This is a genomic window from Microbacterium aureliae, from assembly GCF_054780155.1.
The window spans coordinates 688,726-712,839 of record NZ_BAAGWW010000001.1 but is presented as its reverse complement, the minus strand read 5'-3'; the positions used below and the strand labels follow the sequence as shown (position 1 = coordinate 712,839).

At 72.5% G+C, this 24,114-nt stretch carries 18 protein-coding genes; 4 read left to right on the top strand and 14 right to left on the bottom strand.

Annotation, left to right across the window (positions count from 1 at the left end; genetic code table 11):
• Positions 1-26 precede the first annotated feature (26 nt).
• The 10 genes from ACYVF4_RS03455 to ACYVF4_RS03410 all read right to left on the bottom strand — a co-directional run bounded on the left by ACYVF4_RS03455 (position 27) and on the right by ACYVF4_RS03410 (position 11,171).
• Complete coding sequence (locus tag ACYVF4_RS03455) at positions 27-1,283, bottom strand: endonuclease/exonuclease/phosphatase family protein (RefSeq protein ID WP_460719748.1); 1,257 nt, start codon at positions 1,281-1,283, stop codon at positions 27-29.
• Between the two features lie 164 nt (positions 1,284-1,447).
• Positions 1,448-2,713, bottom strand: coding sequence for a sugar ABC transporter permease (locus ACYVF4_RS03450; protein WP_460719746.1), 1,266 nt, complete (start codon positions 2,711-2,713; stop codon positions 1,448-1,450).
• A complete protein-coding gene (locus ACYVF4_RS03445; RefSeq protein WP_460719744.1) occupies positions 2,713-3,513 on the bottom strand; it encodes an ATP-binding cassette domain-containing protein in 801 nt (266 codons plus the stop codon). Before ACYVF4_RS03445 ends, ACYVF4_RS03450 begins: the two co-directional genes overlap by 1 nt.
• A gap of 76 nt (positions 3,514-3,589) precedes the next feature.
• Positions 3,590-4,681 carry a substrate-binding domain-containing protein gene (locus ACYVF4_RS03440; RefSeq protein WP_460719742.1) on the bottom strand — a complete coding sequence of 364 codons (1,092 nt, stop codon included), beginning with the start codon at positions 4,679-4,681 and terminating at the stop codon, positions 3,590-3,592.
• Positions 4,682-4,837: 156 nt separating this feature from the next.
• Positions 4,838-6,031: a sugar ABC transporter permease gene (locus tag ACYVF4_RS03435; protein ID WP_460719740.1), complete on the bottom strand. Its 1,194-nt coding sequence runs from the start codon at positions 6,029-6,031 to the stop codon at positions 4,838-4,840.
• Positions 6,028-6,996, bottom strand: coding sequence for an ATP-binding cassette domain-containing protein (locus tag ACYVF4_RS03430; protein WP_460719738.1), 969 nt, complete (start codon positions 6,994-6,996; stop codon positions 6,028-6,030). Before ACYVF4_RS03430 ends, ACYVF4_RS03435 begins: the two co-directional genes overlap by 4 nt.
• A gap of 28 nt (positions 6,997-7,024) precedes the next feature.
• Entirely contained in the window at positions 7,025-8,077 is a 1,053-nt protein-coding gene (locus ACYVF4_RS03425; protein ID WP_460719736.1) for a sugar ABC transporter substrate-binding protein, read from the bottom strand.
• A gap of 4 nt (positions 8,078-8,081) precedes the next feature.
• Positions 8,082-9,269: an ROK family transcriptional regulator gene (locus ACYVF4_RS03420; RefSeq protein WP_460719734.1), complete on the bottom strand. Its 1,188-nt coding sequence runs from the start codon at positions 9,267-9,269 to the stop codon at positions 8,082-8,084.
• Between the two features lie 62 nt (positions 9,270-9,331).
• A complete protein-coding gene (locus ACYVF4_RS03415; RefSeq protein ID WP_460719732.1) occupies positions 9,332-10,186 on the bottom strand; it encodes an NYN domain-containing protein in 855 nt (284 codons plus the stop codon).
• 1 nt (position 10,187) lies between these two features.
• Positions 10,188-11,171, bottom strand: coding sequence for a Gfo/Idh/MocA family protein (locus tag ACYVF4_RS03410; RefSeq protein WP_460719730.1), 984 nt, complete (start codon positions 11,169-11,171; stop codon positions 10,188-10,190).
• Between the two features lie 37 nt (positions 11,172-11,208).
• Between ACYVF4_RS03410 and ACYVF4_RS03405 the strand changes: the two genes are divergently transcribed.
• Entirely contained in the window at positions 11,209-12,537 is a 1,329-nt protein-coding gene (locus ACYVF4_RS03405; RefSeq protein WP_460719728.1) for a M20/M25/M40 family metallo-hydrolase, read from the top strand.
• A gap of 4 nt (positions 12,538-12,541) precedes the next feature.
• Here the strand turns inward: ACYVF4_RS03405 and ACYVF4_RS03400 are convergent, their stop codons facing one another.
• The 3 genes from ACYVF4_RS03400 to hrpA form a co-directional block, all read right to left on the bottom strand.
• Positions 12,542-13,867, bottom strand: a complete 1,326-nt coding sequence (locus tag ACYVF4_RS03400; protein WP_460719726.1) for an O-acetylhomoserine aminocarboxypropyltransferase/cysteine synthase family protein — start codon at positions 13,865-13,867, stop codon at positions 12,542-12,544.
• A gap of 104 nt (positions 13,868-13,971) precedes the next feature.
• Positions 13,972-14,913 carry a quinone oxidoreductase family protein gene (locus ACYVF4_RS03395; protein ID WP_460719724.1) on the bottom strand — a complete coding sequence of 314 codons (942 nt, stop codon included), beginning with the start codon at positions 14,911-14,913 and terminating at the stop codon, positions 13,972-13,974.
• Between the two features lie 61 nt (positions 14,914-14,974).
• Positions 14,975-18,964 carry an ATP-dependent RNA helicase HrpA gene (gene hrpA, locus ACYVF4_RS03390; RefSeq protein WP_460719722.1) on the bottom strand — a complete coding sequence of 1,330 codons (3,990 nt, stop codon included), beginning with the start codon at positions 18,962-18,964 and terminating at the stop codon, positions 14,975-14,977.
• Positions 18,965-19,528: 564 nt separating this feature from the next.
• On the opposite strand from hrpA, the gene ACYVF4_RS03385 reads away from it, so the two are divergent.
• The 3 genes from ACYVF4_RS03385 to ACYVF4_RS03375 are packed head-to-tail and all read left to right on the top strand — an operon-like array spanning position 19,529 to position 22,846.
• Positions 19,529-20,110, top strand: a complete 582-nt coding sequence (locus tag ACYVF4_RS03385; RefSeq protein WP_460719720.1) for an ArsR/SmtB family transcription factor — start codon at positions 19,529-19,531, stop codon at positions 20,108-20,110.
• Between the two features lie 2 nt (positions 20,111-20,112).
• Positions 20,113-20,949, top strand: coding sequence for an aldo/keto reductase (locus ACYVF4_RS03380; RefSeq protein WP_460719718.1), 837 nt, complete (start codon positions 20,113-20,115; stop codon positions 20,947-20,949).
• A 28-nt stretch (positions 20,950-20,977) separates the two neighbouring features.
• Positions 20,978-22,846, top strand: coding sequence for a thioredoxin domain-containing protein (locus tag ACYVF4_RS03375; RefSeq protein WP_460719716.1), 1,869 nt, complete (start codon positions 20,978-20,980; stop codon positions 22,844-22,846).
• 6 nt (positions 22,847-22,852) lie between these two features.
• On the opposite strand, the gene ACYVF4_RS03370 is transcribed toward ACYVF4_RS03375, so the two are convergent.
• Positions 22,853-24,100, bottom strand: coding sequence for a glutamyl-tRNA reductase (locus tag ACYVF4_RS03370; RefSeq protein WP_460719714.1), 1,248 nt, complete (start codon positions 24,098-24,100; stop codon positions 22,853-22,855).
• Between the last annotated feature and the right edge of the window lie 14 nt (positions 24,101-24,114).

The window sequence follows — 24,114 nt, the reverse complement described above, 5'->3', positions numbered from 1 at the left end:
TTCATGCCTCGTCGGCGAACGCCGCGTCAGCGGCCGGCGCGCGAGATGTCGAGGTCGACCCACACCAGGCGGTGGTCGCTGCTCGGGAACGGGAACACACCCGTCAGCGACGACAGCGGGTCGGCCTGCACCGGCCAGAAGACTCCGGCATCCCGCACCGTGAGCTTGCGGGAGGGCAGCACGTAGTCGGCGCGCAGGTTGCCGGGGGCGGTGTCGGCGAAGTCCGCGGTGTCGTAGGCGGGGTCGCCGCGGTGCACCGCATTCGCGCCGCCCTGCAGCTCGGCGGCCTCGACGGCGCCCGCCGACGCCGGCAGCGGGTCGACGATGCGCGGGCTGCCGAGCAGCTGGTCGATGGCGGCATCCACCGAATCGCCGTCGAGCGGGTCGGCGTTCTGGTCGCCGGCGATGACGAAGGACTGCGACGGCGAGAGGCCGCCCGTGCCGCCCTGGTCGTCGTAGATGTAGCGGCCCTTGCCGGGCGTGACGTAGTCGGCCCAGAAGCGGATCTCGTCGTGGTTGCGGCGGCCGTTGCGGTCCTCGGGTCCGTCGAACGTCGGCGGCGTCGGGTGCGAGGCGAGCACGCGGATCGCGCGGCCGCCGACGGCGACCGGCACGTCCCAGTGGGACTTGCTCGACAGCCGCACGACCTCGAGCTCTTCGGGCGAGTACCAGTCCGCGGCGGCATCCGTCGTGGGGTCATCCGGCAGCAGCGCGCCCGGCATGTCCTTCCACAGGAAGTTCTGGAACGTGCGCACCTCGTCGGTGAGGATCGGGTGCTTCGAGAGCACCACCATGCCGTACTGGCCGGGGAACATCCCGAAGCCGAACGCGTCGTCCCCGCCGCTGACCACGCCGTCGTTGTTCAGGTCGAAACCGCTCGGGATGCCGGTGTTCGAGGGCGCCACGAAGGCGTACGGGTACTCGGCGGGCGATGCGCCGTTCTGCGAGACCTCGAGATAGTTCTGACCAAACAGGTCGACCGCCTCGCCGCCCTCGACGTAGTCGAACTCGTTGAGCAGGACGACGTCGGGCGCGGTGCGCTGGATCACCTCGGCGACCGTCCGCGCCTGCGCGTTGTCGGGGGTCGACAGGTCGCTCACGAGCTGGCCTTCGGCGTTGCGGTTGAGCGACAGGTTGTACGTGGCCACGCGCAGCGGCTCGCTCGCCGCGCGCTTCACCGCGACGGCATCGGCGGGCGCGGCCGAGGCCGTGCCGACGGCACCGGCGCAGAGCAGGGTGAGGGTGGTCGTGACGGCGAGGGCGCCGCGCACCGGACGGGACATCGATACCCCTTCGTGGGGGAACCCCCTCACGCTAGGCAGGCCGGGTGACCCGCGGAAGAACGGGCGGTGACACCTCATCGATCTCTCATCCGCCCGCACCCGCCGCACACGCGAACGGCGCGGGGGACCGGAGTCCGCCCGCGCCGTCCGCGCATGTGTCCCGGCTAGGTTCTGACGTTGCCCGACCGCAGCCGCGACAGGGCGTCGACGGTCGCCGCGAGGATCAGCACGCCGCCGGTGACGAGCAGGTTGATGCCCGCGGGCAGGTTCAGCAGACCCAGGCCGTTGGTGATCACCGCGATCACGAGCGCACCGATCGCCGCGTGCATCAGGCGGCCGCGGCCGCCGAACAGGCTGACACCGCCGACGACGGCCGCCGCGACGCCCGACAGGACGATGTCACGGCCGACGGTGGCGTCGACCGACCCCACGCGCGAGACGCTCAGCAGCGCCGAGAACACCGCCAGGCTCGAGCAGATGACGAACGCCCACCACTTGATCCAGCGCACCTTCACACCCGACCGGCGCGCGGCCTCGGCGTTGCCGCCGATGGCGTAGATGTAGCGGCCGAACTTCGTGCGGTCCAGCACGAACGTGCCGATCCACAGGATGAGCAGCACGATCGGGACGACGTTCGGCACACCCTGCACCGCGTTGACCGACTGGCCGCGGTCCTGGTTGAGGATGAACACCACGGTTCCGCCGATGACGGCGATGACGGCGAGCTTGATCCACACCAGCGAGATCGCGCGGTTGGGAACGCCCGCCCGGGCGCGGCGCGCGCGGTCCCAGAAGGACGTGCCCGCCGAGATCGCGAGCATGATCACCAGCAGCGCCCAGCCGGCCCACACGGGCAGGTTGCCGTTCTGCAGGGCGATGAGCTCGGGCACCTCGACACGGAACAGGCCGCCCGGTCCGATGATGACGAGGGCGAGGCCCTGCAGGCCCAGGAACAGACCCAGTGTCACCACGAATGATGGGATGCCGACTCTCGCGACGAAGAAGCCTATGAGGGCGCCGATCAAGAAGCCGAACCCGAAGCCGAGCAGCAGCGCGACCGGCCACGCGATCCCGAACTGGGCGTTCAGGACGACGAACAGGGCCATGCCCACGCCGCCGGTGACGCCGGCGGACAGGTCGATCTCGCCCAGCAGCAGCACGAACACCAGCGCCATGCCCAGCACGACGAGGGTCGCGGCCTGGTTGAGCAGGTTGGCGAAGTTGCGCTCGGTCAGGAAGAACGGGCTGAGGATCGAGAACAGGATGCCGAGGACGACGAGTCCGCCGATTGCCGGCAGGGCTCCCATGTCGCCGCTGCGGACGCGCTGCCACCAGGCCTTCACCTGGTCGACGAGCCCGCCCTCGACACCGCTGCCGATCAGGTCGCTGGCCACCGGATCCGGTGCCGCTTCGGTACGTGCCGTGGCCATCATGCCCCCTCGGTGCGGATCGTGGACGTGTCCTGGATGACGACGCCCGACGGCGTCTTGGTGCCGGTGATGTAGCCCACGACGTCATCGCGCGTGGTGTCGGTGGTCGGGATCTGCGCGACCATCTGCCCGAGGTACAGCACCGCGATGTCGTCCGCGACGGCGAAGACATCGGCGAGGTTGTGGCTGATCAGCACCACCGCCACACCCTGGTCGGCCAGGCGCCGGACGAGGTTCAGCACCTGCTCGGTCTGGGCGACGCCCAGGGCCGCGGTCGGCTCGTCGAGGATGACCACGCGCGCCTTCTTCAGCACGGCGCGGGCGATCGCGACGGTCTGGCGCTGACCGCCGGACAGGCTCGACACCTTCTGCCGCACGGACTTCACTGTCCGCACCGAGAGGGATCGCAGGGTGTCCGACGCCTCGCGCTCCATGCGGCCCTCGTCGAAGGTGCCCGCTGAGAGCTCCTCGCGCCCGAGGAACATGTTCTGGACGATGTCGAGGTTGTCGCACAGGGCGAGGTCCTGGTAGACGACCTCGATGCCCAGTCCCGCCGCCTCGCGCGGGGTGGTGAGATCGCGATGGGTGCCGTCGACGCGGACCTCGCCGCTGTCGTAGGGCTGGACGCCGGCGAGTCCCTTGATGAGCGTGGACTTGCCCGCTCCGTTGTCGCCGACCAGCGCGGTGACCTTGCCGGGGCGGACCTTCAGGTCCACGCCCTTGAGGACCGTCACCGGGCCGAAGGATTTCTTGACGCCGATCAGTTCGATGATCGGCTCTGCTGCAGTGGCTACGGGCATGCTCGCTTCCTCGCGATGATGTCGACAGGGGGAAAGGGCGCCCCGCCCGCGGGCGGGGCGCCCTCGTCGGCAGGTGTTACGGGGTGACCCCGAACTCCTCGCACGCGGCCATCACGTCGGCGGTGCAGACCTCGTCGTACGAGGCGTCGCCGGCGGCGATGACGTCCTTGACCTCTTCGGGTCCGACCAGGATCGGGGTGACCTGGATGTAGGGCGTGCCGTCCTCGAGCTCGGCATCCGTCGACGGCTCTTCGCCGTTGAGCAGCGCCACGGCGGTCTCGACGGCGGCGGCGGCCTCATCGGCAACCGGCTTGTAGACCGTGGCGGTCTGCCAGCCGAGCAGGATGTTCTGCAGACCCGCGACGTTGGCGTCCTGGCCCGAGACCGCGACGCCTTCGAGGTTGTTGTCCTGCAGCACCTTGATGACGCCCGCGGCGTTGGTGTCGTTGGCCACCCACACGCCGTCGACCTTGCCGTCGAGCGAGGTCAGCGCCTGCTCGAAGTTGGTCTGCGACTTGGCCTGGTCCCACACCCCCGGAGGCTCGGCGGCCGGCGAGATGCCCGCGGCCTCCATGACCTCGACGGCGCCCTGCTTGAACATCGCCGCGTTGCCGTCGGTCGGGTCGCCGCCCATGTAGACCACGACCGCCTCGGCCGGGTCCTTGCCGGCGGCCTCGAGGCCGTCGAGCACCGTCTGGCCCTCGAGGCGGCCCACCTCGACGTTGTCGAACGAGACGTAGTAGTCGGCGCCCGAGAACGGCCGGTCGTAGGCGATGACCGGGATGCCCTCGTTCTTGGCCTTCGCCGCGACCGCCTCGGCGGCACCCTGGTAGTCCACCAGCAGCATGACGCCGCAGCCCTGCGTGAGCTGCTGGTCGGCGATGGTGGAGTACTTGTTGACGTCGCCCTGGGCGTTCTGGATGTCGACCTCGAAGCCGGCCTCGGTGAGGCCCTCTTCGAGGTACTTGCGGTCGAAGTTCTCCCAGCGCGGCGACGAGGCCGCGTCGGGCAGGATCACGCACGCGCGCCCGGCGGTCTCGCCGCCGTTACCGCCGTCGCCGCCGTCGCCGCCGGAGGTGGTGCCCCCGCCGGAGCCGGCACAGCCAGCCAGCAGGACCGCCGCGGCGCCGCCCAGGGCGACCGCGGCGAGGAGTGAAGTCTTCTTCATCATTCGCCTTTCGTCATCGAAGGTAGAAAGCGCGGCCATCGACCGTGATCGCGTTGCGCTGATGACGATCCTGACGAGTCCCGGCCTTGGCGTCAAGACTTGAACGTAACGCTTTGGCAACGCGGGATTTGAGTTAAGGTCTTGAAAGAAGCCGCTCTATGCCCGGCCCGATGCGGTCCGCGTGCGACGCGACAGGGCGTCGACGATGACGGCGAGCACCAGGACGACCCCCGTGACCATGTAGCGGACCGACGAGTCCAGGTTCATGAGCGTCAGCCCGGACGAGATCGACTGGATCACCACGATCCCCAGCAGCGCCGAGTACGCCGTGCCGCGCCCGCCGAACAGGCTCGCGCCGCCGATGACCGCCGCGGCGATCGCGTTGAGGTTCGTGTCGGCGGCGCCGGAGCTCTGGTTGGCCGCCGCCAGCCGCGAGGCCGCGAGGATCCCGCCCACCGCGGCGAGCGTCGAGCACAGCACGAACACCGAGATGAAGATGCGATCCACACGGATGCCGGCACGCCGCGTCGCCTCGACCGAGCCGCCCACCGCGTACACCGCCCGGCCCCACCGGGTGCGGGTGAGGGCGAGGTCCATCGCCACGACGAGGGCGAGGAAGAACAGGAACATCACCCCGACGCCGCGCGAGAGGTTCAGATACCACGCCGACACGAGGAGGAACGCGGCGAGGACCCCCGCGCGCACCGCAATCTCGACGGTGCCCTGGCTGACGAGGTTCGCGCGTGCCCGCTGCCGGGCCCGCGACAGCCGCGACCACGCGTACCCGCCGGCGGCGGCGACGGCCAGGACGTAGGACGCCCACGCCGGCAGGAACAGCTGCTGGGCGAACAGCACGATCCAGGAGTCGAAGGGAAGGTTGATCGACCCGGTGTCGCCGAGCACCCACAGCTGCAGGCCGAGGAACCCGAGGAGCCCCGCGAGGGTGATGACGAAGCTCGGCACGCCGAACCGCGTGTACAGGAAGCCGTAGAGCAACCCCACGAGGGCGCCCGAGGCCAGCGCGACCGCCAAGGCCAGCAGCGGATGCCACTGCAGCTGCACGAAGCCGACGGCGAGCACCGCGGCGGCCAGGCCCGAGACCGAGCCCACCGACAGGTCGATCTCGCCGACGAGGAGCACGAGCACGATCCCAAGCGCGATCGTCCCGATCGCCGCGCACTGCATCGTGAGGTTGACGAGGTTCGTGCTCGAGAGGAACACGGGGTTGAGCGTCTGGAACACCGTCCAGATGAGGACGAGGCCGACGATCACGGGGAGCGAGCCGAGGTCGCCGCCTCGCACGCGCTCGACGAAGGACTCCGTCAGCTGGGTCAGCCGGCCGGTGGTCATCGCTCCTCCTCGCCGTCGCCGGCGCGCCGGGGACCGGTCCGGGGCAGGGGAATGACGCGCCCGCCGCCGGTCGTCGGCGGCACGGTGGCTGGCGGCGCCGTCGGGACGCCGCGGGTCGTCGGGATGTCGCGGGTCGCCGTCCCGAGCGATGCCGTCCCCAGCGATGCCGTCTCTCTGGCACGGGCGGCGGCGCCGTGGTCGACGGCGCCGGTGATGGCCGAGATGAGGGTCTCGCTCGTGACGTCCACGACGTTGAACACGCCGTTGTTGCGCCCGAGCCGCAGGACGACGACCCGGTCGGCGACGGCCATGACGTCGGCCATGTTGTGGCTGATCAGCACGACGCCGTGTCCGCGCTCGCGCAGTCGCTCGATGAGCCCGAGCACTTCGGCGGTCTGCGCGACGCCGAGGGCGGCGGTCGGCTCGTCGAGGATCACCACGCGCGGGTCGCCGACGAGCGAGCGGGCGATCGCGACGGTCTGGCGCTGACCGCCCGACAGCGACGCGACCGGCACCCGCACGGACGGGATCTTCGCCGACAGCTCGCGCAGCAGCATCCAGGTCCGCTCCTCCATCTCGACCTCGTCGAGGCGGCCGCCGGTGACGAGCTCCTGCCCGAGCCACAGGTTGCCGACGACGTCGAGGTTGTCGCACAGCGCGAGGTCCTGGAAGACGGTGGCGATGCCGAGCTCCTGCGCGTCGGCGGGGTCGTGGATCTCGACCTCTTCGCCGTCGAACTCGATGGTCCCGGCATCCTGCGGGTGCACCCCCGCGAGCACCTTCACGAGCGTGGACTTGCCCGCGCCGTTGTCGCCGATGAGGGCGACCACCTCGCCTTCGTTGACCCAGAAGTCGACGTCGGTGAGCGCCTTGACGGCGCCGAAGCGCTTGCCGATGCCGCGCATCGTGAGCACGCGGTCGCGTGCGCGGCGACCCCGCGGCGCGGCATCCGGCTGCTTCGTCACCGCGGCAGGCTACCAGCCGGGCCCACGCTCACGAGCCGAGCCCCGCGGCCCGGCACGCTTCGGCGTACGCGGCGGTGCAGATGTCCTCGACGCGCCAGAACCCGTCGGCGATGACCGTGGCGGCGATGTCGTCGACGGTGACGGCGACGGGATCGAGCAGCGTCGCCGGCGTCCCCTCGATCTCGAGGGGCGCCGTGACCTCGTCGCCGCGCATCAGGGCGACCGCGACCTCGGCGGCCAGCTCCGCCTGGGGCTTGATCGCCTTGTACACCGTCATGTACTGGTCGCCGGTGAGCAGGCGCTGGATCGCCGAGAGCTCCGCGTCCTGCCCCGTGACGATCGGCCACGGCGAGGCGTCGGCGGACTTCAGCGCCGCGACCGCGCCGCTGGCGGTGCCGTCGTTGGCGGCGTACACTCCGGCGATCTCACTGCCGAACTGCGCGATCTGACCCGCCACCCAGTCCTGCGCCTTGTCGGGACTCCAGTCCGGCGTGGCGTACTCGGCGAGGACGCGCAGGCTCGAGGCGTCGATGACCTCGCGGGCGCCGGAGCGGAAGAGGGCGGCGTTGGAGTCCGTCGGCGACCCGTTGACCATGATGATCCCGGCACCGGGACCGGCGGAATCCTCGACGGCGTCGACGAACGCCTGCGCCTGCAGCCGCCCGACCTTCTCGTTGTCGAACGAGACGTAGTAGGCCAGGTCGCCGCCGGCGATCAGCCGGTCGTACGAGACCACGGGAACGCCCTGGGCGTTCGCGGCCCCGACGATGCTGACCGCCGCGCGCGCGTCGACGGGATCGAGGACGAGCACGTCGGTGCCGGCGGCGAGGGCGGACTCGGCCTGCCGCTGCTGCTCGGCGGCGTCCTGGTCGGCGTTGGAGTAGAGCACGTCGATATCGCCGAGTTCGGCGATGCGCGCCTCGAAGAAGGGACGGTCGAAGGTCTCGTACCGCGCGGTCTTGATGTCGGGCAGCAGCAGCGCGATCGTCCCCTCGGACTGCTCGCCGGGCGCGCTGCAGCCGGCGAGCAGCGTCGCCGCGGCGACGGTGAGCGCGCCGAGGGCTCGCGAGGTCCGGCGCATGCGGCTACGCCGTGATCGGCACGGCGCCGGCGTCGACGGTCACGTGGTCCAGGGCGATCGCGATCGCGCCGCGCACCTCGGCCCACTCGGCGAACGAGGCCCCCACGATCTCGGGAAGCCCGGCCGTCGAGGGGAGCGCGGAGCGTTCGAGGGAGTGCCGCATGGGCGCCATCAGGATCTCGCCCGCCTCGCCCAGCTCGCCGCCGACGACGATGAGCTCGGGGTCGAACAGGTTGCACAGGCTCGCCGTCGCGATGCCGATGTGGCGACCGGCGTCGGCGATCACCCGGCGCGCGCTGCCGTCACCGGCCTCGGCCGCGCCCAGCAGGTCGCTCAGCCGCTGCATCCCCTCGCTGGGCGGGAAGAGCGACAGCAGCGCCGGCGCTCCGGCGAACGTCTCGAGGCACCCGCGGTTGCTGCACCGGCAGATGGGGCCGTTCTCGTCGATGGTGACGTGGCCGATCTGACCCGCCTTGCCGTTGACGCCGCGGAAGAGGTCGCCGCCGACCACGAGACCCGCGCTGATGGTGTGCCCGATGCGCAGGAACACCGCCGACGCAGCGTCGCGCGCGGCGCCCTCGCGGGCCTCGGCGAGTCCGCCGAGGTTGGCCTCGCTGTCGACGAAGACCGGACGGGCGATGCGCAGCGTCAGGCTCTGGGCGATGTCGACGCCCTCCCAGCCGCGAAGGAGCCCCGTGGTGGACACCATGCCGGTGCGGGGGTCGACCGGGGCGGGGACGGCGAGCCCGACGGCCAGCAGGTCGGCGACGCTGCCGCCGAGGGACTCCATCATGTCGCTGAGCAGCAGCGTCAGGCGCTCCAGCTCCGCGTCGGCGCGGTGGTCGAGGGCGAGCGGCAGGGTGGTCTGCGACACGATCGTTCGGGTGGCGTCGGCGACCGCGATGCGCAGCTGCCGCGAGCTGAAGTGCACGCCGGCGACGAGCCCCACCTGCCGCGCAAGCGAGACGAGCGTGGCGCGCCGGCCGCTGCGGGAGGTCACGGAGGTGTGCAGGATGCCGGTGGCGGTGAGCTCCTTGACGATGTTCGACACCGTCGCCGGCGACAGCCCCGTGCTGCCGGCCAGCTCGATCTGCGTCAGGCGCCCGTGGCGCTTGAGGGAGTCCACGACGCGCGCGCGATTGGCCTCTCGCAGGGACGACTGCGAGCCGGGCGGGACTCCACGGCGTGCCACGAGCACACTGTACCCGACGGCCCCGCCGGAGGATCCGGCGCGGCGGTGGTCAGGGTCGGGCGTCAGGGCGCGGGCGCCAGGCGCACCAGGCGGACGTTGCCGTCCTCCTTCAGCTCGGCGACCTTGGTGTGCGCGGCGATGTAGTCGGTGAAGCTGCGGTACCCGAGGGCCTTCTCGCTGAACGAGGGATCCATGCGCTTGAGCAGGCTCTTCAGCGCCGAGGCGTGCACCCACTCGTCGTCGGTGCGCTCGGTCTCGAGCCGCAGGGCCCGCTCGAGAAGGTCCGCCACAGGATCCGTCGCGGGCTTGGCCTTGCGCGTGCGCCGGGTCGCGGCATCCGTCGCCGTCTTGTCTGCCTGCGGCACGCTGACGCCCGGCAGCGAGTCGTAGGAGTCGAACTGATCGCACGCGGCGGCGAGGGACTTCGCCGTCGAACCGGCGACACCCACGCCGACCACGACGCGGCCGAGGCGACGGCACCGCTGGGCGAGGGGGACGTAGTCCGAGTCACCGGCGACGATCACGACGTGGGTGAGGTCGGGCAGGCGGAACATGTCCTCGACGGTGTCGACGGCCAGGCGGATGTCGGCGCCGTTCTTGGCATAGGCAGCGGCCGGGAAGAGCTGCACGAGGTCCACCGCGCGCGCCACGAGCTGATCCCGGTACTTGGCGTTGACGGGCGAGGACCAGTCGGCGTACGCCCGCGTGAGCACCAGCGTGCCGAACGAGGCGGCGTAGTCGATGATCGCGCCGACGTCCACGCGGGCGGCGGTGAGGTTCTCGGCGAACTCGTCGTCGGACATCTTCTGGCGGTCGCGCATGTACGAGCTCTTGCCGTGCACGCGGTCGTACCAGCTCATGACGATGTTGTCGAAGTCGAGGTAGACCGCCACGCGGGCGTCCTGCAGGTCGGGCATGTCAGTGCTCTCCGGGGTAGGTGACGCCGATCTGGGCGCGGATGTCGTCCATCAGGTGCATGATCGCCACCGACTCGTCCAGCGGCAGCAGGTCGCTGTCGAGGCGGCCCGAGGTCACCGCCTCTTCGGCGGCGAGGGCCTGGAACTGCATCCCGCGGCCGTCGATGTCGGAGCGGAACTCCTCGAGGACGACGCCGTCGGGCGCCGTCAGGCGGAACGAGGTGGCCGAGTACCACACGCGGTCGATATCGATGCGGGCCTCGGTGCCGATGACGTGCGCGGTGTTCGGGCCGGCCGCGCGCGAGGACGACAGCGACGTCGAGACGGCGCCGCCGGCGTGGGTGAGCATCGTCGCCACCTCGGTGTCGGCGCCGGTCTCGCCCAGGCGCCCGGTCGCGGCGACCCGCTCGGGCGCGCCGAGGACGTCCCACGCGAACGACAGCGGGTAGATGCCGAGGTCCAGCAGCGCCCCGCCGCCGAGCTCGAGGGCGTTCAGGCGGTGGGCGGGGTCGCTCGGCAGGCGCTGGGTGTGGTCGGCGGTGACCGCCCGGACGTCGCCCAGCGCACCGTCTCGGAGGAGCTCGCGGACCCGGCGCATGTGGGGCAGGTAGCGCGTCCACATCGCCTCCATCGCCAGCAGCCCCGCCGCCCGGGCGGCGTCGCGGACCCGGTCGGCCTCGGCGCCGGTGAGGGTGAAGGGCTTCTCGACGAGCACGTGCTTGCCGGCCTCGAGGGCGAGGACGGCGTTGTCGGCGTGCGCGGGATGCGGGGTGGCGATGTAGACGATGTCGACGTCGGGATCCGCGACCAGCTGCTCGTACCCGCCGTGGGCGCGGGCGACGTCGAAGTCCGCGGCGAAGGCGTCCGCCGTCTCACGCCGGCGCGACCCCACCGCCACGAGGTCGAGGCCCGCGGTTCGCAGGTCGCTGGCGAAGGCGCGGGCGATGCCGCCGGGGCCGAGGATGCCCCATCTCAATCCGGTCACCATCCGAGCGTAGCGACCGGATGGATACGCTCGGGGGATGCCGACCCCGCTCGAGAGGTTCCGGGAGCTGCTGCGCATCCCCACGGTCTCGTACGCCGACGAATCCCGCATGGACGCCGGACGCTTCGAGGAGTTCCGTGCGGCGCTCGAGCGCCTGTATCCCGCCGTGCACGGCGCCCTCGAGCGCGAGGTCGTCGCGGAGCACTCGCTGCTGCTGCGCTGGCCCGGCCGTCGGGCGGGGGAGCCGACCGTCCTCATGGCGCACATGGACGTCGTGCCGGTCGTCGAGGCCGATTGGCGGCATCCGCCGTTCGACGCCACCCTCGTCGGCGAGGGTCCGGATGCCGAGGTCCACGCCCGCGGCGCGATCGACGACAAGGGGGCGCTGGTGGCGATCCTCGAGGCCGTCGAGGCCCTGGTCGCCGAGGGATTCGCCCCCGCGCGGGACGTCTACCTGGCGTTCGGGCACAACGAGGAGACCGCCGGCGGCGGCGCCCGCGCGATCGTCGACCTGCTGCGCGGGCGCGGCGTGCGGCCGTCGCTCGTGCTGGACGAGGGCGGCGCGGTCGTCGACGGGGCGGTGCCGGGCGTCGGCGTGCCGACGGCGATGGTGGGCGTGGCCGAACGCGGCGTCATGACGCTGCGGCTGAGCGTCGCCGAGGCCGGCGGTCACGCCTCGACGCCGCCGCGGCTGCCGGCGACCGCGCGGCTGGCGCGCGCGGTCGTGCGCCTGCAGCGGCGGCCGTTCCGCCCCCGGCTCTCGCCGCCGGTGCGCGCGATGCTCGCGACCCTGGCGCCCCACGCGCGGCAGCCGCTGGGCGCCCTGTTCTCGGCGGTCGCGGTGACCGGCCCGCTGATCGCGGCGGTGATGGCCCGGCTCGGACCCGAGCTGAACGCGACCGTCCGCACCACCGCCGTCGTCACCGAGCTCGAGGGCGCCCCGGGCGAGAACGTCCTGGCCGCGCGCGCGACGGCGGCCGTGAACATCCGGCTGCTGCCCGGGGACACCGTCGAGTCGGCCACCGCCCGCGTGCGGCGGGTCATCGCCGACCCGCTCATCGAGGTCGACGTGCGCCACGGATCCGAGCCCTCACCGGCGTCGCCCTGGCGCGGCGAGCCGTGGCGCCGGGTGGCGCGGGCGGTCGCGGACGCCCTCGGCGCGGACATCGTCACGACGCCGTACCTTCAGCTGGGTGCGAGCGACAGCCGCTGGTTCTGCGCCCTGAGCCCGAACGTGTACCGGTTCACGCCGTTCCACCTGACGCGCGCCGAGCGCGACGCGCTGCACGCGGCCGACGAGCGCATCCGCGTCGGGGTGTGGGAGCGGGGGATCGGGTTCTACCGGACGCTGCTCGAGAGCGCCTGAGCCGTCACAGGTCGGCGAGGGCCTCGCCGAGATCGGCGGCGACGTCCCCGGCATCCTCGAGACCGATCGACAGCCGCACCGTCGTCCAGCCGATGCCCGCCTCGGTCAGCTGCGCCGGCGTCATGTGGCTGTGGGTCATCGAGGCGGGGTGGGCGACGAGGCTGCGGGCGTCGCCGATGTTGGCGACCAGGCGCACCACGCGAAGGCGCGAGATGAACGCCTCGACGCGGTCGAAATCCGACTCGGTGTCGCCGGTCGAGGGCAGGTCGAACGAGAAGACCGAGCCCGCGCCGCGCGGCAGGTACGACTCGGCGAGCGAGTGCCAGGGGCTCGCGGCGAGCCCGGGGTGGTGGACGGCGGCGACCGCGCTGTGCGCATCGAGGAAGCGGGCGACGTCGAGCGCGTTCGCGCTGTGCCGGTTCATCCGCAGGTCCAGGGTCTCGACGCCCTGCAGCAGCTGGAATGCGTTGAACGCCGACAGCGACGGGCCGAGGTCGTGGACGTACTTGGTCTTGACCAGGCTGATGTACGCCGAGCCCGTCTCGGCGCATCGCTCCAGCAGGCTGCCGCCGTGCACGCGCGTGTAGGGCTCGCTCAGCTGCGGCCAGCGCTCGGGCTCGGCGCTGAAGTCGAAGGTGCCGAGGTCCACGACGACCCCGCCGAGGGACGTGCCGTGGCCGCCGAGGAACTTGGTGGCCGAGTGCACGACGATGTCGGCGCCGAAGTCCTTCGCCCGCTGCAGGTAGGGGGTGGCGACCGTGGCGTCGATGACGAGGGGGATGCCGGCGGCGTGGGCGACGTCGGCGACGGCCTGCACGTCGAGCACCTGGGCGATCGGGTTCGTGATCGACTCGGCGAACAGCGCGCGCGTGGTCGGGCGGATCGCCGCCCGCCACGCGTCCAGGTCGTCCTGGTCGACGAAGGTGACCTCGATGCCCCAGTCCGAGAAGGTGTCGCCGAGCAGGTCGACGGTGCCGCCGTAGAGCTGGCGCGCCGCGACGATGTGCTCGCCCTGCTTGGCGAGCGCAAGGAGCGCGACGGCGACCGCCGCCTGGCCCGACGCGACGCCGGCGGCGGCGATGCCGCCCTCGAGCGCGGCGATGCGCCGCTCGAAGACGAGCACGGTGGGGTTCGCCGCGCGGCTGTAGATGTTGCCCTCGCGGCGCAGCGCGAACAGCTCGCGCGCTTCGCGCAGCGACCCGAACTCGAACGCGTTCGACTGGTGGATGGGCGGGACGGCGGTGTTCTCGGCCGAGGCGACGTCGAAGCCGGCCTGCACCTGCGCCGTGGCGAAGGCGCGCGCGGAGTGGGTCAGGAGCACCTCGGGCATGCGAACCATTGTCGAGCCGGAGCGGCCCCACGCGGAGATCGTGTGTCGTACTGTTGCGCCCGCGGCGCGCGTGTGGTGCGGCTGCGGGGCGCGTCTGGCGCACGTCAGGGGACGAGCGTGATCTTCCCGCGCGTCCCCGCCTCGACCAGGCGGTGCGCCTCGGCGGCCTCGGCGAGGGGCAGCGACGGTCCGAGCTCGACCTCGAACCGGCCCGCGGCCAGCAGCGCCAGCACCACCGGCAGGGACCCGGCGCGCCAGCCCTCTTCGCGCGGCGTCAACGGCTGGGGGCTGCCGCCGCTGAAGGCACGGATGCCGAGGCCCGCGGCATCCCGCCCCCTCACCAGCGTCGCGATGCGGGTGCGGTCGGCGACGAGCTCGAGCGACGTGTGGAGGGCCTCGTCGGTGCCGGCGGCGTCGATCGCGACGGTGATGCCGCCGGGCGCGAGCGCGCGGACGCGGTCTGCAAGGCCCTCGCCGTAGGGCACGGGCTCGGCCCCGAGCGCGGCCACGTGGTCGGCGCGCCCCGGGGACGTGGTGGCGATCACCCGCGCGCCCCACAGCACCGCGAGCTGGATGGCGGCCTGGCCGACCGCGCCGGATCCGGCGTGCAGCAGCAGCGTGTCGTCCTGGCCGACGGAGAGGGAGCGGAGGGTCTGGTAGGCGGTCCCGACGGGGATGCCGAGGGCGGCGCCGGTGCGGGCGTCCACCGCGGCGGGCCGGGGCAGCACCTTGGCCGCGGGCAGCGTGATTTCGGCCGCGTACGCGCCGGGGGCGCCGAAGAAGACGGCGGGCTGGGCGACGCGCACGCCGTCGACGTCCTCGCCGATCGCGGTGACGACGCCCGCGCCGTCGAGACCCAGGCGGCGGGGTTCGACGATCGGCGCCGACGGGCGGATGCCGGAGCGCAGCTTCGCGTCGATGGGATTGACGCCGGCGGCCTCGACGCGCACCGTCACCTCGCCGGGGCCCGGCGGGGCCACGTCGATGTCGATGAGGTGGAGGACCTCGGGGGCGCCGAACTCGGTGTACGCGATCGCAGCGGTCATACCGGGGCGAACTCCGCGGGCGGGCGAGGGTATTCCCGACGGGGGCCGCGGGTTGTTCGGGTCAGTCGCGCAGCGCCTTGCCGATCCGCTGCGCCGACACCGGCTCGGCGGTGCCGAGATGCTGGGCGAACAGGCTGACGCGGAACTCCTCGAGCAGCCAGCGCGTGCGCTCGAGGGCAGGCGCGGCGTCGGCCGGCAGCGGCAGCGTGCCGCCCGCTTCGGCGTACGCCGACGCCGCCCGCTCGAACTCGGTCTGCCGCTGCCGGTCGCGGCCGGGGTTGTCGGCGAGCCCGCGGACCCGCTCGAGGGCCGCCTGCAGGTAGCGGGGCAGGTGCGAGAGGCGGGCGAGGCCGGTCCGCGACACGAAGCCCGGCGGCAGCAGGGCGGACAGCTGGGAGCGGACGTCGCCGAGCGAACCGAGCAGGGTGAGCGAGTTCTGCCCCTTCATCGCCCGCTCGACCTCGCGCGAGAGGGTCAGGATGCGGGCGGTGAGCGACACCGCGGCGAACAGCTCGTCGACGACCGTCTGCGAGAACGCGTCGCGGACGCGCTCGAAGTCCGCGCGCGTGCGCACGGGACCGGCGGCGGTGCGGTCGAGGACGGCGTCGGCGACGGCGAGGCGGCAGTCCTCGATGAGGGCTTTGGCCGACGGATAGGGCGAGGCGGCGAGGGCGAGCTTCTCGGCGCTGGTGAGGTGCTCGAGGACGTATGCCGTCGGCGACGGCACGGCGAGCAGCATCAGCCGCCGGACACCCGCGCGGGTGGCGGACTGGGCGGCGGCCGCCGTCGTCTCGATGCGCACGGCCACCGACGAGCCCTCGTCGACGATCGCCGGATAGCCGCGGACGACGCCCCCGGCCACCCGCGTGTCGACGACGTCGGGCAGGTCGCCGAACGACCATTCCGTCAGGCCGGTGCGCTCGGCCACGGCGGGCTGATCGACCGGCCGCTGCGCTGCGGGGCGCGGGCCGCCCTGGGCGGAGCGTTCGAGGGAGGTCGCGACGGACTGCCGTGCCCGGTCGGCGAGCCGGGCCTGCAGTGCGGCGAGGTCGCGGTCGGACCCGACGACGCGCCCGCGCGCGTCCACGGCACGGAAGGACATCTGCAGGTGCCCGGGCACACGCTCCATGTCGAAGTCGGCGGCCGTGACCGGCTGGTGGGCGACGCGCTGGATGCGGGCGGCGAGCGCGTCGCGCAGCGACGCCGGCGGCATCCCGTCGTGTGTTTCGGGGCCGGCGTCGGCGAGGTCGTCGGCGAACCGCGACGCCCAGTCGGCGGCGGGGACGACCGAGCGCCGGATGCTCTTAGGCAGCGCCTTGAGCAGTCCCGCGATGAGCTCGTGCCGCATTCCGGGGACCTGCCAGTCGAAGCCGTCGGGGCGCAGCTGCGCCAGCAGCGCCAGCGGCACGACGACGGTGACGCCGTCGTCGTGGGCGCCGGGCTCGAACCGGTAGGCCAGCGACAGCACCTGGTCGCCCTGGCGCCACCGCGCGGGGAAGTCGCGTTCGTCGCTGCGTGCGGCGTCGTCGAGCAGGTCGGCCTCGCTCATGTCGAGGAGCTTCGGGGTGCGCGTGCTCGCGTCGCGCCACCACGCCTCGAAGGACCGCACGTCGAAGACGTCGCGGGGGATGCGGGTGTCGTAGAAGGCGTAGACGGCTTCGCCGGCGACGAGGATGTCGCGGCGGCGTTCGCGCTCCTCGATCTTCTCGAGCCGGCGACGCAGTTCGAGGTTCCGCCGCTCGAACGCCGTGAGTCGCTTGTCGAGGTGGTCGACGTCCCATTCGCCCTCGACCAGCGCGTGCCGCAGGAACAGTTCGCGGGCGAGCGGGCGGTCGAACCGGGCGAGCTGGACCCGGCGACGCGGGATGATGTCGACGCCGAAGAGGGTGACCTTCTCGTAGGCGGATGCCGCGCCGGCGGTCTTGGACCAGTGCGGCTCGCTGAGACGGCGTTTGGCGAGGTCGCCCGCGAGCGGTTCGGCCCATTCGGGGTCGATGGCGGCGACGGTGCGGGCGAAGAGGCGGCTGGTCTCGACGAGCTCGGCGGCCATGACCGCGCTCGGCTGCTTCTTCTTCAGGCCCGAGCCGGGGAAGATCGCGAAGCGCGTGCCGCGGGCGCCGAGGTACTCCGCGCCGCGCCGGTCGGCGGTGCGGCGCTCGCCGCGGCCGCTGTCGGCGGGGCGGTTCGTGCGCTCGTCGCGCAGTCCGATGTGGGAGAGCAGTCCGGACAGGATCGCGCGGTGGACGGCGTCGGGGTCGGCGGTTTCGGCGGGTCCGCGCCGCTTCGGGGCCTTGACGAGGGCGCTGAGCTGGCGGTGGACGTCGGCCCATTCGCGCACCCGCACGTAGTTGAGGTGCTCGGTGCGGCACATGCGCCGGAAGGCGCTCGAGCCCAGTTCGGTCTGCTGCTCCTGCAGGTGGTTCCAGAGGTTCAGCAGGGTGAGGAAGTCGCTCGTGGGGTCGGTGAAGCGGGCGTGGAAGCGGTCGGCTTCTTCGCGGCGCTCCTCGGGGCGCTCGCGGACGTCTTGGATCGAGAGTCCCGCGACGATCGCGAGGAGTTCGCGCTGCACGCCGGTGCGGGAGGCTTCGATCAGCATGCGGGCGAAGCGCGGGTCGATCGGCAGCCGCGCGATGTCGCGGCCGACCGGGGTGAGGCGTGCGCCGGCGTCCCGGCCGGGGGCGAGTGTGACGGCGCCGAGTTCGACGAGCAGGTCGAAGGCGGCTTTGACGCCGCGGGAGTCCGGGGGAGTGAGGAAGGGGAAGGCGGTGATGTCGCCGAACCCGAGCGCGAGCATCTGCAGGATGACCGAGGCGAGGCTCGTGCGCAGGATCTCGGGCTCGGTGTATTCGTCGCGGCGGGTGAAGTCCTCTTCGGAGTACAGCCGGATGGCGATGCCGGGCGCGGTGCGGCCCGCGCGCCCGGACCGCTGCTGCGCGGAGGCCTGCGAGATCGCCTCGATCGGCAGGCGCTGGATCTTGCTGCGCGCCGACCAGCGCGAGATGCGGGCGGTGCCGCTGTCGACGACGTACCGGATGCCGGGGACGGTGAGGCTCGTCTCGGCGACGTTCGTGGCGAGGATGACGCGGCGGCGGACGCCGGCGATGGTGCTCCGCTCGAAGACGCGGTGCTGCTCGGCGGCGCTGAGGCGGCCGTAGAGCGGAAGGACCTCGGTCGGAGATGTGTCCTTCGCGTACATGCCGCGGACGGCATCCATCGCGTCGCGGATCTCGGCTTCGCCGGGGAGGAACACCAGGACGTCGCCGGGGGGTTCACGGTCGAGTTCGCGCAGGGCGCGGAGCAGAGCGTCGACATCGTCGCCGCCGTCGGCCGTGTCGGCGGTGCTGGTCGTGTTGCTGGCGGGACGGCTGGCGCTGGCGTCGCTGGTGCTGGCCTTGGGGCTGGCGCCGGCCGTGTCGCTGTCGCCGGCCGCCGGACGGTATCGGATCTCGACGGGGTAGGTGCGGCCGGACACCTCGATCACCGGCGCCCGCGCGGGCTCGCCCGCCGGATCGGCCGGTGGCGCGGCGAAGTGCCGCGCGAAGCTCTCGGGGTCGATGGTCGCCGAGGTGATGATGACCTTGAGGTCGGGTCGGCGGGGGAGGATGCGGCGCAGGTAGCCGAGCAGGAAGTCGACGTTGAGAGAGCGTTCGTGCGCTTCGTCGACGATGATCGTGTCGTAGCGGCGCAGCAGTCGGTCGCGGTGGATCTCGTTGAGCAGGATCCCGTCGGTCATCAGCGCGACGCGGGTCTCGTCCGAGACCTGGTCGGTGAATCGGACCTTGTATCCGACGGTCGACCCGAGCGGAACCTGCAGTTCCTCGGCGATGCGCTCGGCGATGGTGCGGGCGGCGATTCGCCGCGGCTGGGTGTGGGCGATGCGGGTGCGGCCGAGCTCGAGGCAGATCTTCGGAAGCTGCGTCGTCTTGCCCGAGCCCGTCGCGCCGGCGACGATGACGACCTGGTTGTCGCGGATGGCGTGCGCGATCTCCTCCCGCGCCGCGCTGACAGGCAGCTCGGCCGGGTACGAGATGACGGGTTCGCGCGCGGACATAGCCTTCCATCCTATGGGCGCGAGCCGATCAACGACTTTCGAGACTTTCTCTATTCGCTATTGAACTTCGCGCTCACACGACACGGGGCGGTGGTGTCGGGCACGCGCCGATGACCTTCACGCTCACACGGGACCGCCTACGTCCGGCGCTTCTGTGTCGACCGTGTTGCGGTGGCGCCGATGAACTTCACGCTCACACGTGACCGTCTACGGCCGGCGCCACTGCGTCGGCGGTGTCGGGGTGCAACCGATGCACTTCGCGCTCACACACCCCCTCCTCTCGTGCGCTCCCGCGCCGATGAACTTCACGCTCACATGCCAACGCTTGTGCGGGGATGGGGGTGGGGCTGGGTATGGGGTGTGGGTGGGGTTGGGGGTGGGGGTGGGGGTAGGGGCTGAGCGCGTGAGCGTGAAGTTCAATGGCGAAACGAGAAGATGTCGAAAGTTCTCGATGGCGCGAGTCGGCGGGGCGACGTGTCCTCCCCAGGAAGGGCGGGCGGGCAGGCTTTCCACGACGGGTCGGCCGCCCAGACGGGCCGACTGCGCCGGTCGTACTGTCCTCGCATGCGCTTCGAGGGGTTCCGCGACCACGACGAGAAGGGCGACGACGACGAGGCGGCCGAAAACGACGACGACGAAACCGCCGAAGACGACGACGAGTGGGACCTGACGCATGTTCTGCGGAGGGGCATGCACCCGTTCGAGGCGCTCGCCGAGCCGGTGCGCCGCCGCCTCGTGGACATCGTCGCGAGCGGCGAGCACACGTCCGGGCAGCTCGCCGAAGTGATCGGCAAGGAGTTCCACATCAGCCGCACGGCGGTCTCTAAGCACCTGCGACTGCTCCGCGACGCGGGGCTCGTCGACGTCCGCGCCGACCTGAGCTGGCGGTGGTACCGCCTCGCCGCCGGCGCCCTCGACCTGCTCGACGACGCGATCGAGGAGATCCGCGAGAAGAGCATCCGCGCCGTCGGCTGGAACCCCGACACCAAGCAGGACCACGACCCGCTCGCGCACCCGCCGCTGTGGGCGACGGTTCCCGTGAAGGGTCCCGGCCGGGCCATCCGGCGCGGCAACCGCGGACGGCAGACCGACACCCCCGAGGCGCCCGATCCCGACCAGGGGCTCTTCCCGGTGCATAGGCTGTGAGGATGAGCATCCCCACTGTGACCCTCAACGACGGTCATCGCATCCCTCAGCTCGGCTACGGCGTGTTCAAGGTCCCCGCCGACGACGCCGAGCGCGCCGTCAGCGAAGCCCTCGAACTCGGCTACCGCCACATCGACACCGCCGCCATCTACGGCAACGAAGAGGGCGTCGGCGCCGCCATCGCCGCCAGCGGCATCCCCCGCGAAGACCTCTACATCACCACCAAGCTCTGGAACGACCGCCACGACGGCGACGAGCCCCACAAGGCCATCGCCGAGAGCCTCGAGCGGCTCGGCCTCGAGCACGTCGACCTCTACCTCGTGCACTGGCCCACCCCCGCCAACGACAACTACGTCCACGCGTGGCAGAAGATGATCGAGATCCGCGCCGCCGGCTTCACCCGCAGCATCGGCGTCTCGAACCACCTCGTCCCCCACCTCGACCGCATCGTCGCCGAGACCGGCGTCACCCCCGCCGTCAACCAGATCGAACTGCACCCCGCCTACCAGCAGCGCGACATCACCGACTGGGCCGCCGCACACGACGTCGCCATCGAATCGTGGGGACCGCTCGGACAGGGCAAGTACGACCTGTTCGGCGCCGCACCCGTCGCAGACGCGGCCGCCGCCCACGGCAAGACCCCCGCGCAGGTCGTCATCCGCTGGCACCTGCAGAAGGGCTTCATCGTCTTCCCGAAGTCGGTGCGCCGCGAACGCCTGCAAGAGAACCTCGACGTCCTCGACTTCGAGCTCACCGCCGACCAGATCGCCGGCATCGACGCCATGGACCCGGGCGACGGCTCCGGCCGCGTCAGCGCCCACCCCGACGAGGTCAACTGACCCCCGTCCACCGGCACACCCACCGGCCGTGAACGAGCGTCTCGCCTCGTCGACCAGCCCCTACCTGCGCGCCCACGCGACCAACCCGGTCCCCTGGCACCCGTGGGAACAGGCGGCCTTCGACGAGGCGAGACGCCGTGACGTCCCCGTCATGGTCTCCATCGGCTACTCCACCTGCCACTGGTGCCATGTCATGGCACGGGAATCCTTCCAAGACCCCGCCATCGCCGGCACCCTCGCCGCCGGCTTCGTCGCGATCAAGGTCGACCGCGAAGAACACCCGGACGTCGACTCCGCCTACATGGCCGCCGCCGCAGCGTTCACGCGATCCCTCGGCTGGCCACTCACCGTCTTCACCACCCCCGACGGCCACCCCTTCTTCGCCGGCACCTACTTCCCACCCGAACCCCGCGCCGGCATGCCCTCGTTCGCGCAGGTGCTCGACGCCGTCAGCGCCGCCTGGACCACCCGACGCGCCGACGTCGACGCCACCGCATCGGCCGTCGCCGCCGCACTCGCCGACCTGCAGCAGGACCCCGTCGCCGACACAGTCGAACCGATCCCGGATGCCGCGACCCTCGCCGCCGCCGCCCGCACCCTCGCCGCGCTCGAAGACCCCGAGCACGGCGGCTTCGGCACGCCCGGCTCCGCCGCCCCCAAGTTCCCCGTCGCCACTGCGCTGCGGTTCCTGCAGCATCCGCTCGTGACAGACCTCGCCCCGGAAGCAGCCGACGTCAGCGACCGCGCCATCGCCGCGATGAGCAGGTCCCCCCTCCGCGACGGGGTCGAAGGAGGCTTCTTCCGCTACGCCACCCGGCGCGACTGGACGATTCCGCACTACGAGCGGATGCTCACCGACAACGCCCAGCTGCTCGACGTCCTCACCGCGACCCGCCCCCGCGCCGGCCTAGACACCGCGCACCTGGCCGACGGCGTCGCCTGGTTCCTGACCCGCACCCTCGCCACGCCCGCCGGCGGCTTCGCCTCGGCGCAGGACTCCGAATCGATCATCGACGGCGCCCGCAGCGAAGGCGGCTACTACCGCCGGGACGCCGCGGCGCGCGCCGAGCTCGACCCGCCCGCCGTCGACGGCAAAGTCGTCAGCGGCTGGAACGGGCTCGCGATCGGCGCGCTCTGCCGCGCCGGCATCCGCTTCACCCGCCCCGAATGGATCGCCGCCGCCGCACGCGCCGCCGACGCGGTGCTCGCGGCCAACGTCGACGCCGACGGCACCCTGCGGCGCGCCTCGCTCGAGGGCGCGCGCTCGGACGCGCGCGCCACGCTCGCCGACCACGGACAGCTCGCGACGGGACTCCTCGCCCTCGCCGCCGCCACCGGCGAGGTGTCGCACGCCTTGCGGGCCCGCGACCTCGTCGACCGCTGCCTGACCGGCGACGACGACCTCCGCCCGCCCACGGGCGGCGACCCCGTGCTGAGCGCGCAGGGGGTTCGCGCGCCGGCATCCGCCTCGGACGCCGACGAACCCAGCGGCCCCGCGGCACTGGCGGACGCCGCCCTGACGCTGTGGCAGCTCGGCGGGCCCGAACGCTACCGCCGGGTCGCCGAACGCATCGTCCGGCGGTGGATCCCCGCCGCGCTCGCGCAGCCTCTCGGCTACGGCACGCTGCTGCGGGTCGCCGCCTCGCTGGCGCGGGCGCCCCGGCAAGTCGTGGTGGTGGCCGAGAGCCCGACGTCCGCGCTCCACCGCTCCCTCGGCGAGGTCGCCGCCGACGTCGTCGTGCAGGTCACCGACGCGCAGGCGGGGGAGTGGACGGATGCCGGCTTCGGCCTGCTCGCAGGCAAATCCGCCGTCGGCGGTGAGGCGACAGCCTACGACTGCCGCGACTTCGCGTGCCTGCTGCCGACCACCGACCCGGCGGCGCTGTCGCGCAGCTGACGCCGTTCAGCCGGCGGCGCGCGGCAGGTCTGTCGCGTCGGCCGCAGGCCGTGCGACCTCGACGCCGAAGACCGTCTCGAGGGCCGCCTCGTACTCGGCCAGCCGGCCCGCCGCGGCGAACTCCCGGGCACGCACGGACGGCGTGTGCGACAGCACGCCCGCCAGGTGCCGCAGGGCGGCGCGCGTCTGCTCGGCGGCGGTGTCGGTCCCGCGGACGCGGGCGAGCTCGCGCTCGAGCACACCCTGGATGTGACCGCGCACCGCGACGACGGCGGGGGCGGCATCCCGCTCGGCGGCGAACGTCGCCGCACGCGAGCCGACGACCTCGTGCGCGCCGTGCCCGCCGAGCTCGGGGAGCGCGGCGTGCCGGCCGATGAGCTCCAGGTCGATGAGCTCGACGCCGGGGACCTCGGCGACCGCCGGGTCGACGTTGCGCGGAAGGCCCAGGTCGATGACCAGGCGCGGACGGTGGTCGGGGACCTCGTCCGCCGTGACGACGTAGCGCGCGGTGCAGGTGATGACGACGTCGGCGTCCACCATCGCGGTGCGAAGATCCGCGGCGGCGCGGATGCCGTAGCGGGCGGCGAAGCGCTCGGCGCGCCCCGTCGACGAGAACACGGTGATGTCGAGCGCGCCCCGCGCCTGCAGGGCGGCGATCGTCGTGGCGGCGTACTGGCCGGTGCCGACCAGCAGCACCCGCACGGTCGACCACTCGGTGACGCGCGAGTCGATCATGTCCAGGGCGATGCGGGCGAGGGAGCGCCCCGCGGCGCCCAGGTCCGACGTGGCCCGCACCTCGCGCGTCGTGTGCGCGGCACGCTGGAACGCCTGCTCCAGAAGCGGCGTGGTCGTCCCGCGGGCACGGGCCGAAGCGAGTGCGCGCTGCACCTGACCGGTGATCTCGTCCTCGCCGAGCACCATCGACTCCAGGCCCGAGCTGACGGCGAACAGGTGGCGGATCACGTCGTCGCCCGAGAGCGCGACCGCAGACGAGCGGAGGGCTTCGACGTCCTCGTCGGGGAGGGGGCCGAGCGCGCCGAGCACGGCCTCGCGGGCGAGGGCCTCGCCGCCGGCGACGGGCTCGTCCACCTCGAGGTACGCCTCGAAGCGGTTGCAGGTGGCCAGGACGACGGCGCCGCGGACGAAGTCGTTCCCGTCGACGAGCCCCTCGGCACTGGCGTCGGCGCTCCGCGACACGCGATCGAGCACATCGAACTCGGTGTTCCGATGGTTCGCCGACAGACAGAAGAGCACCGGAAGATTCTACC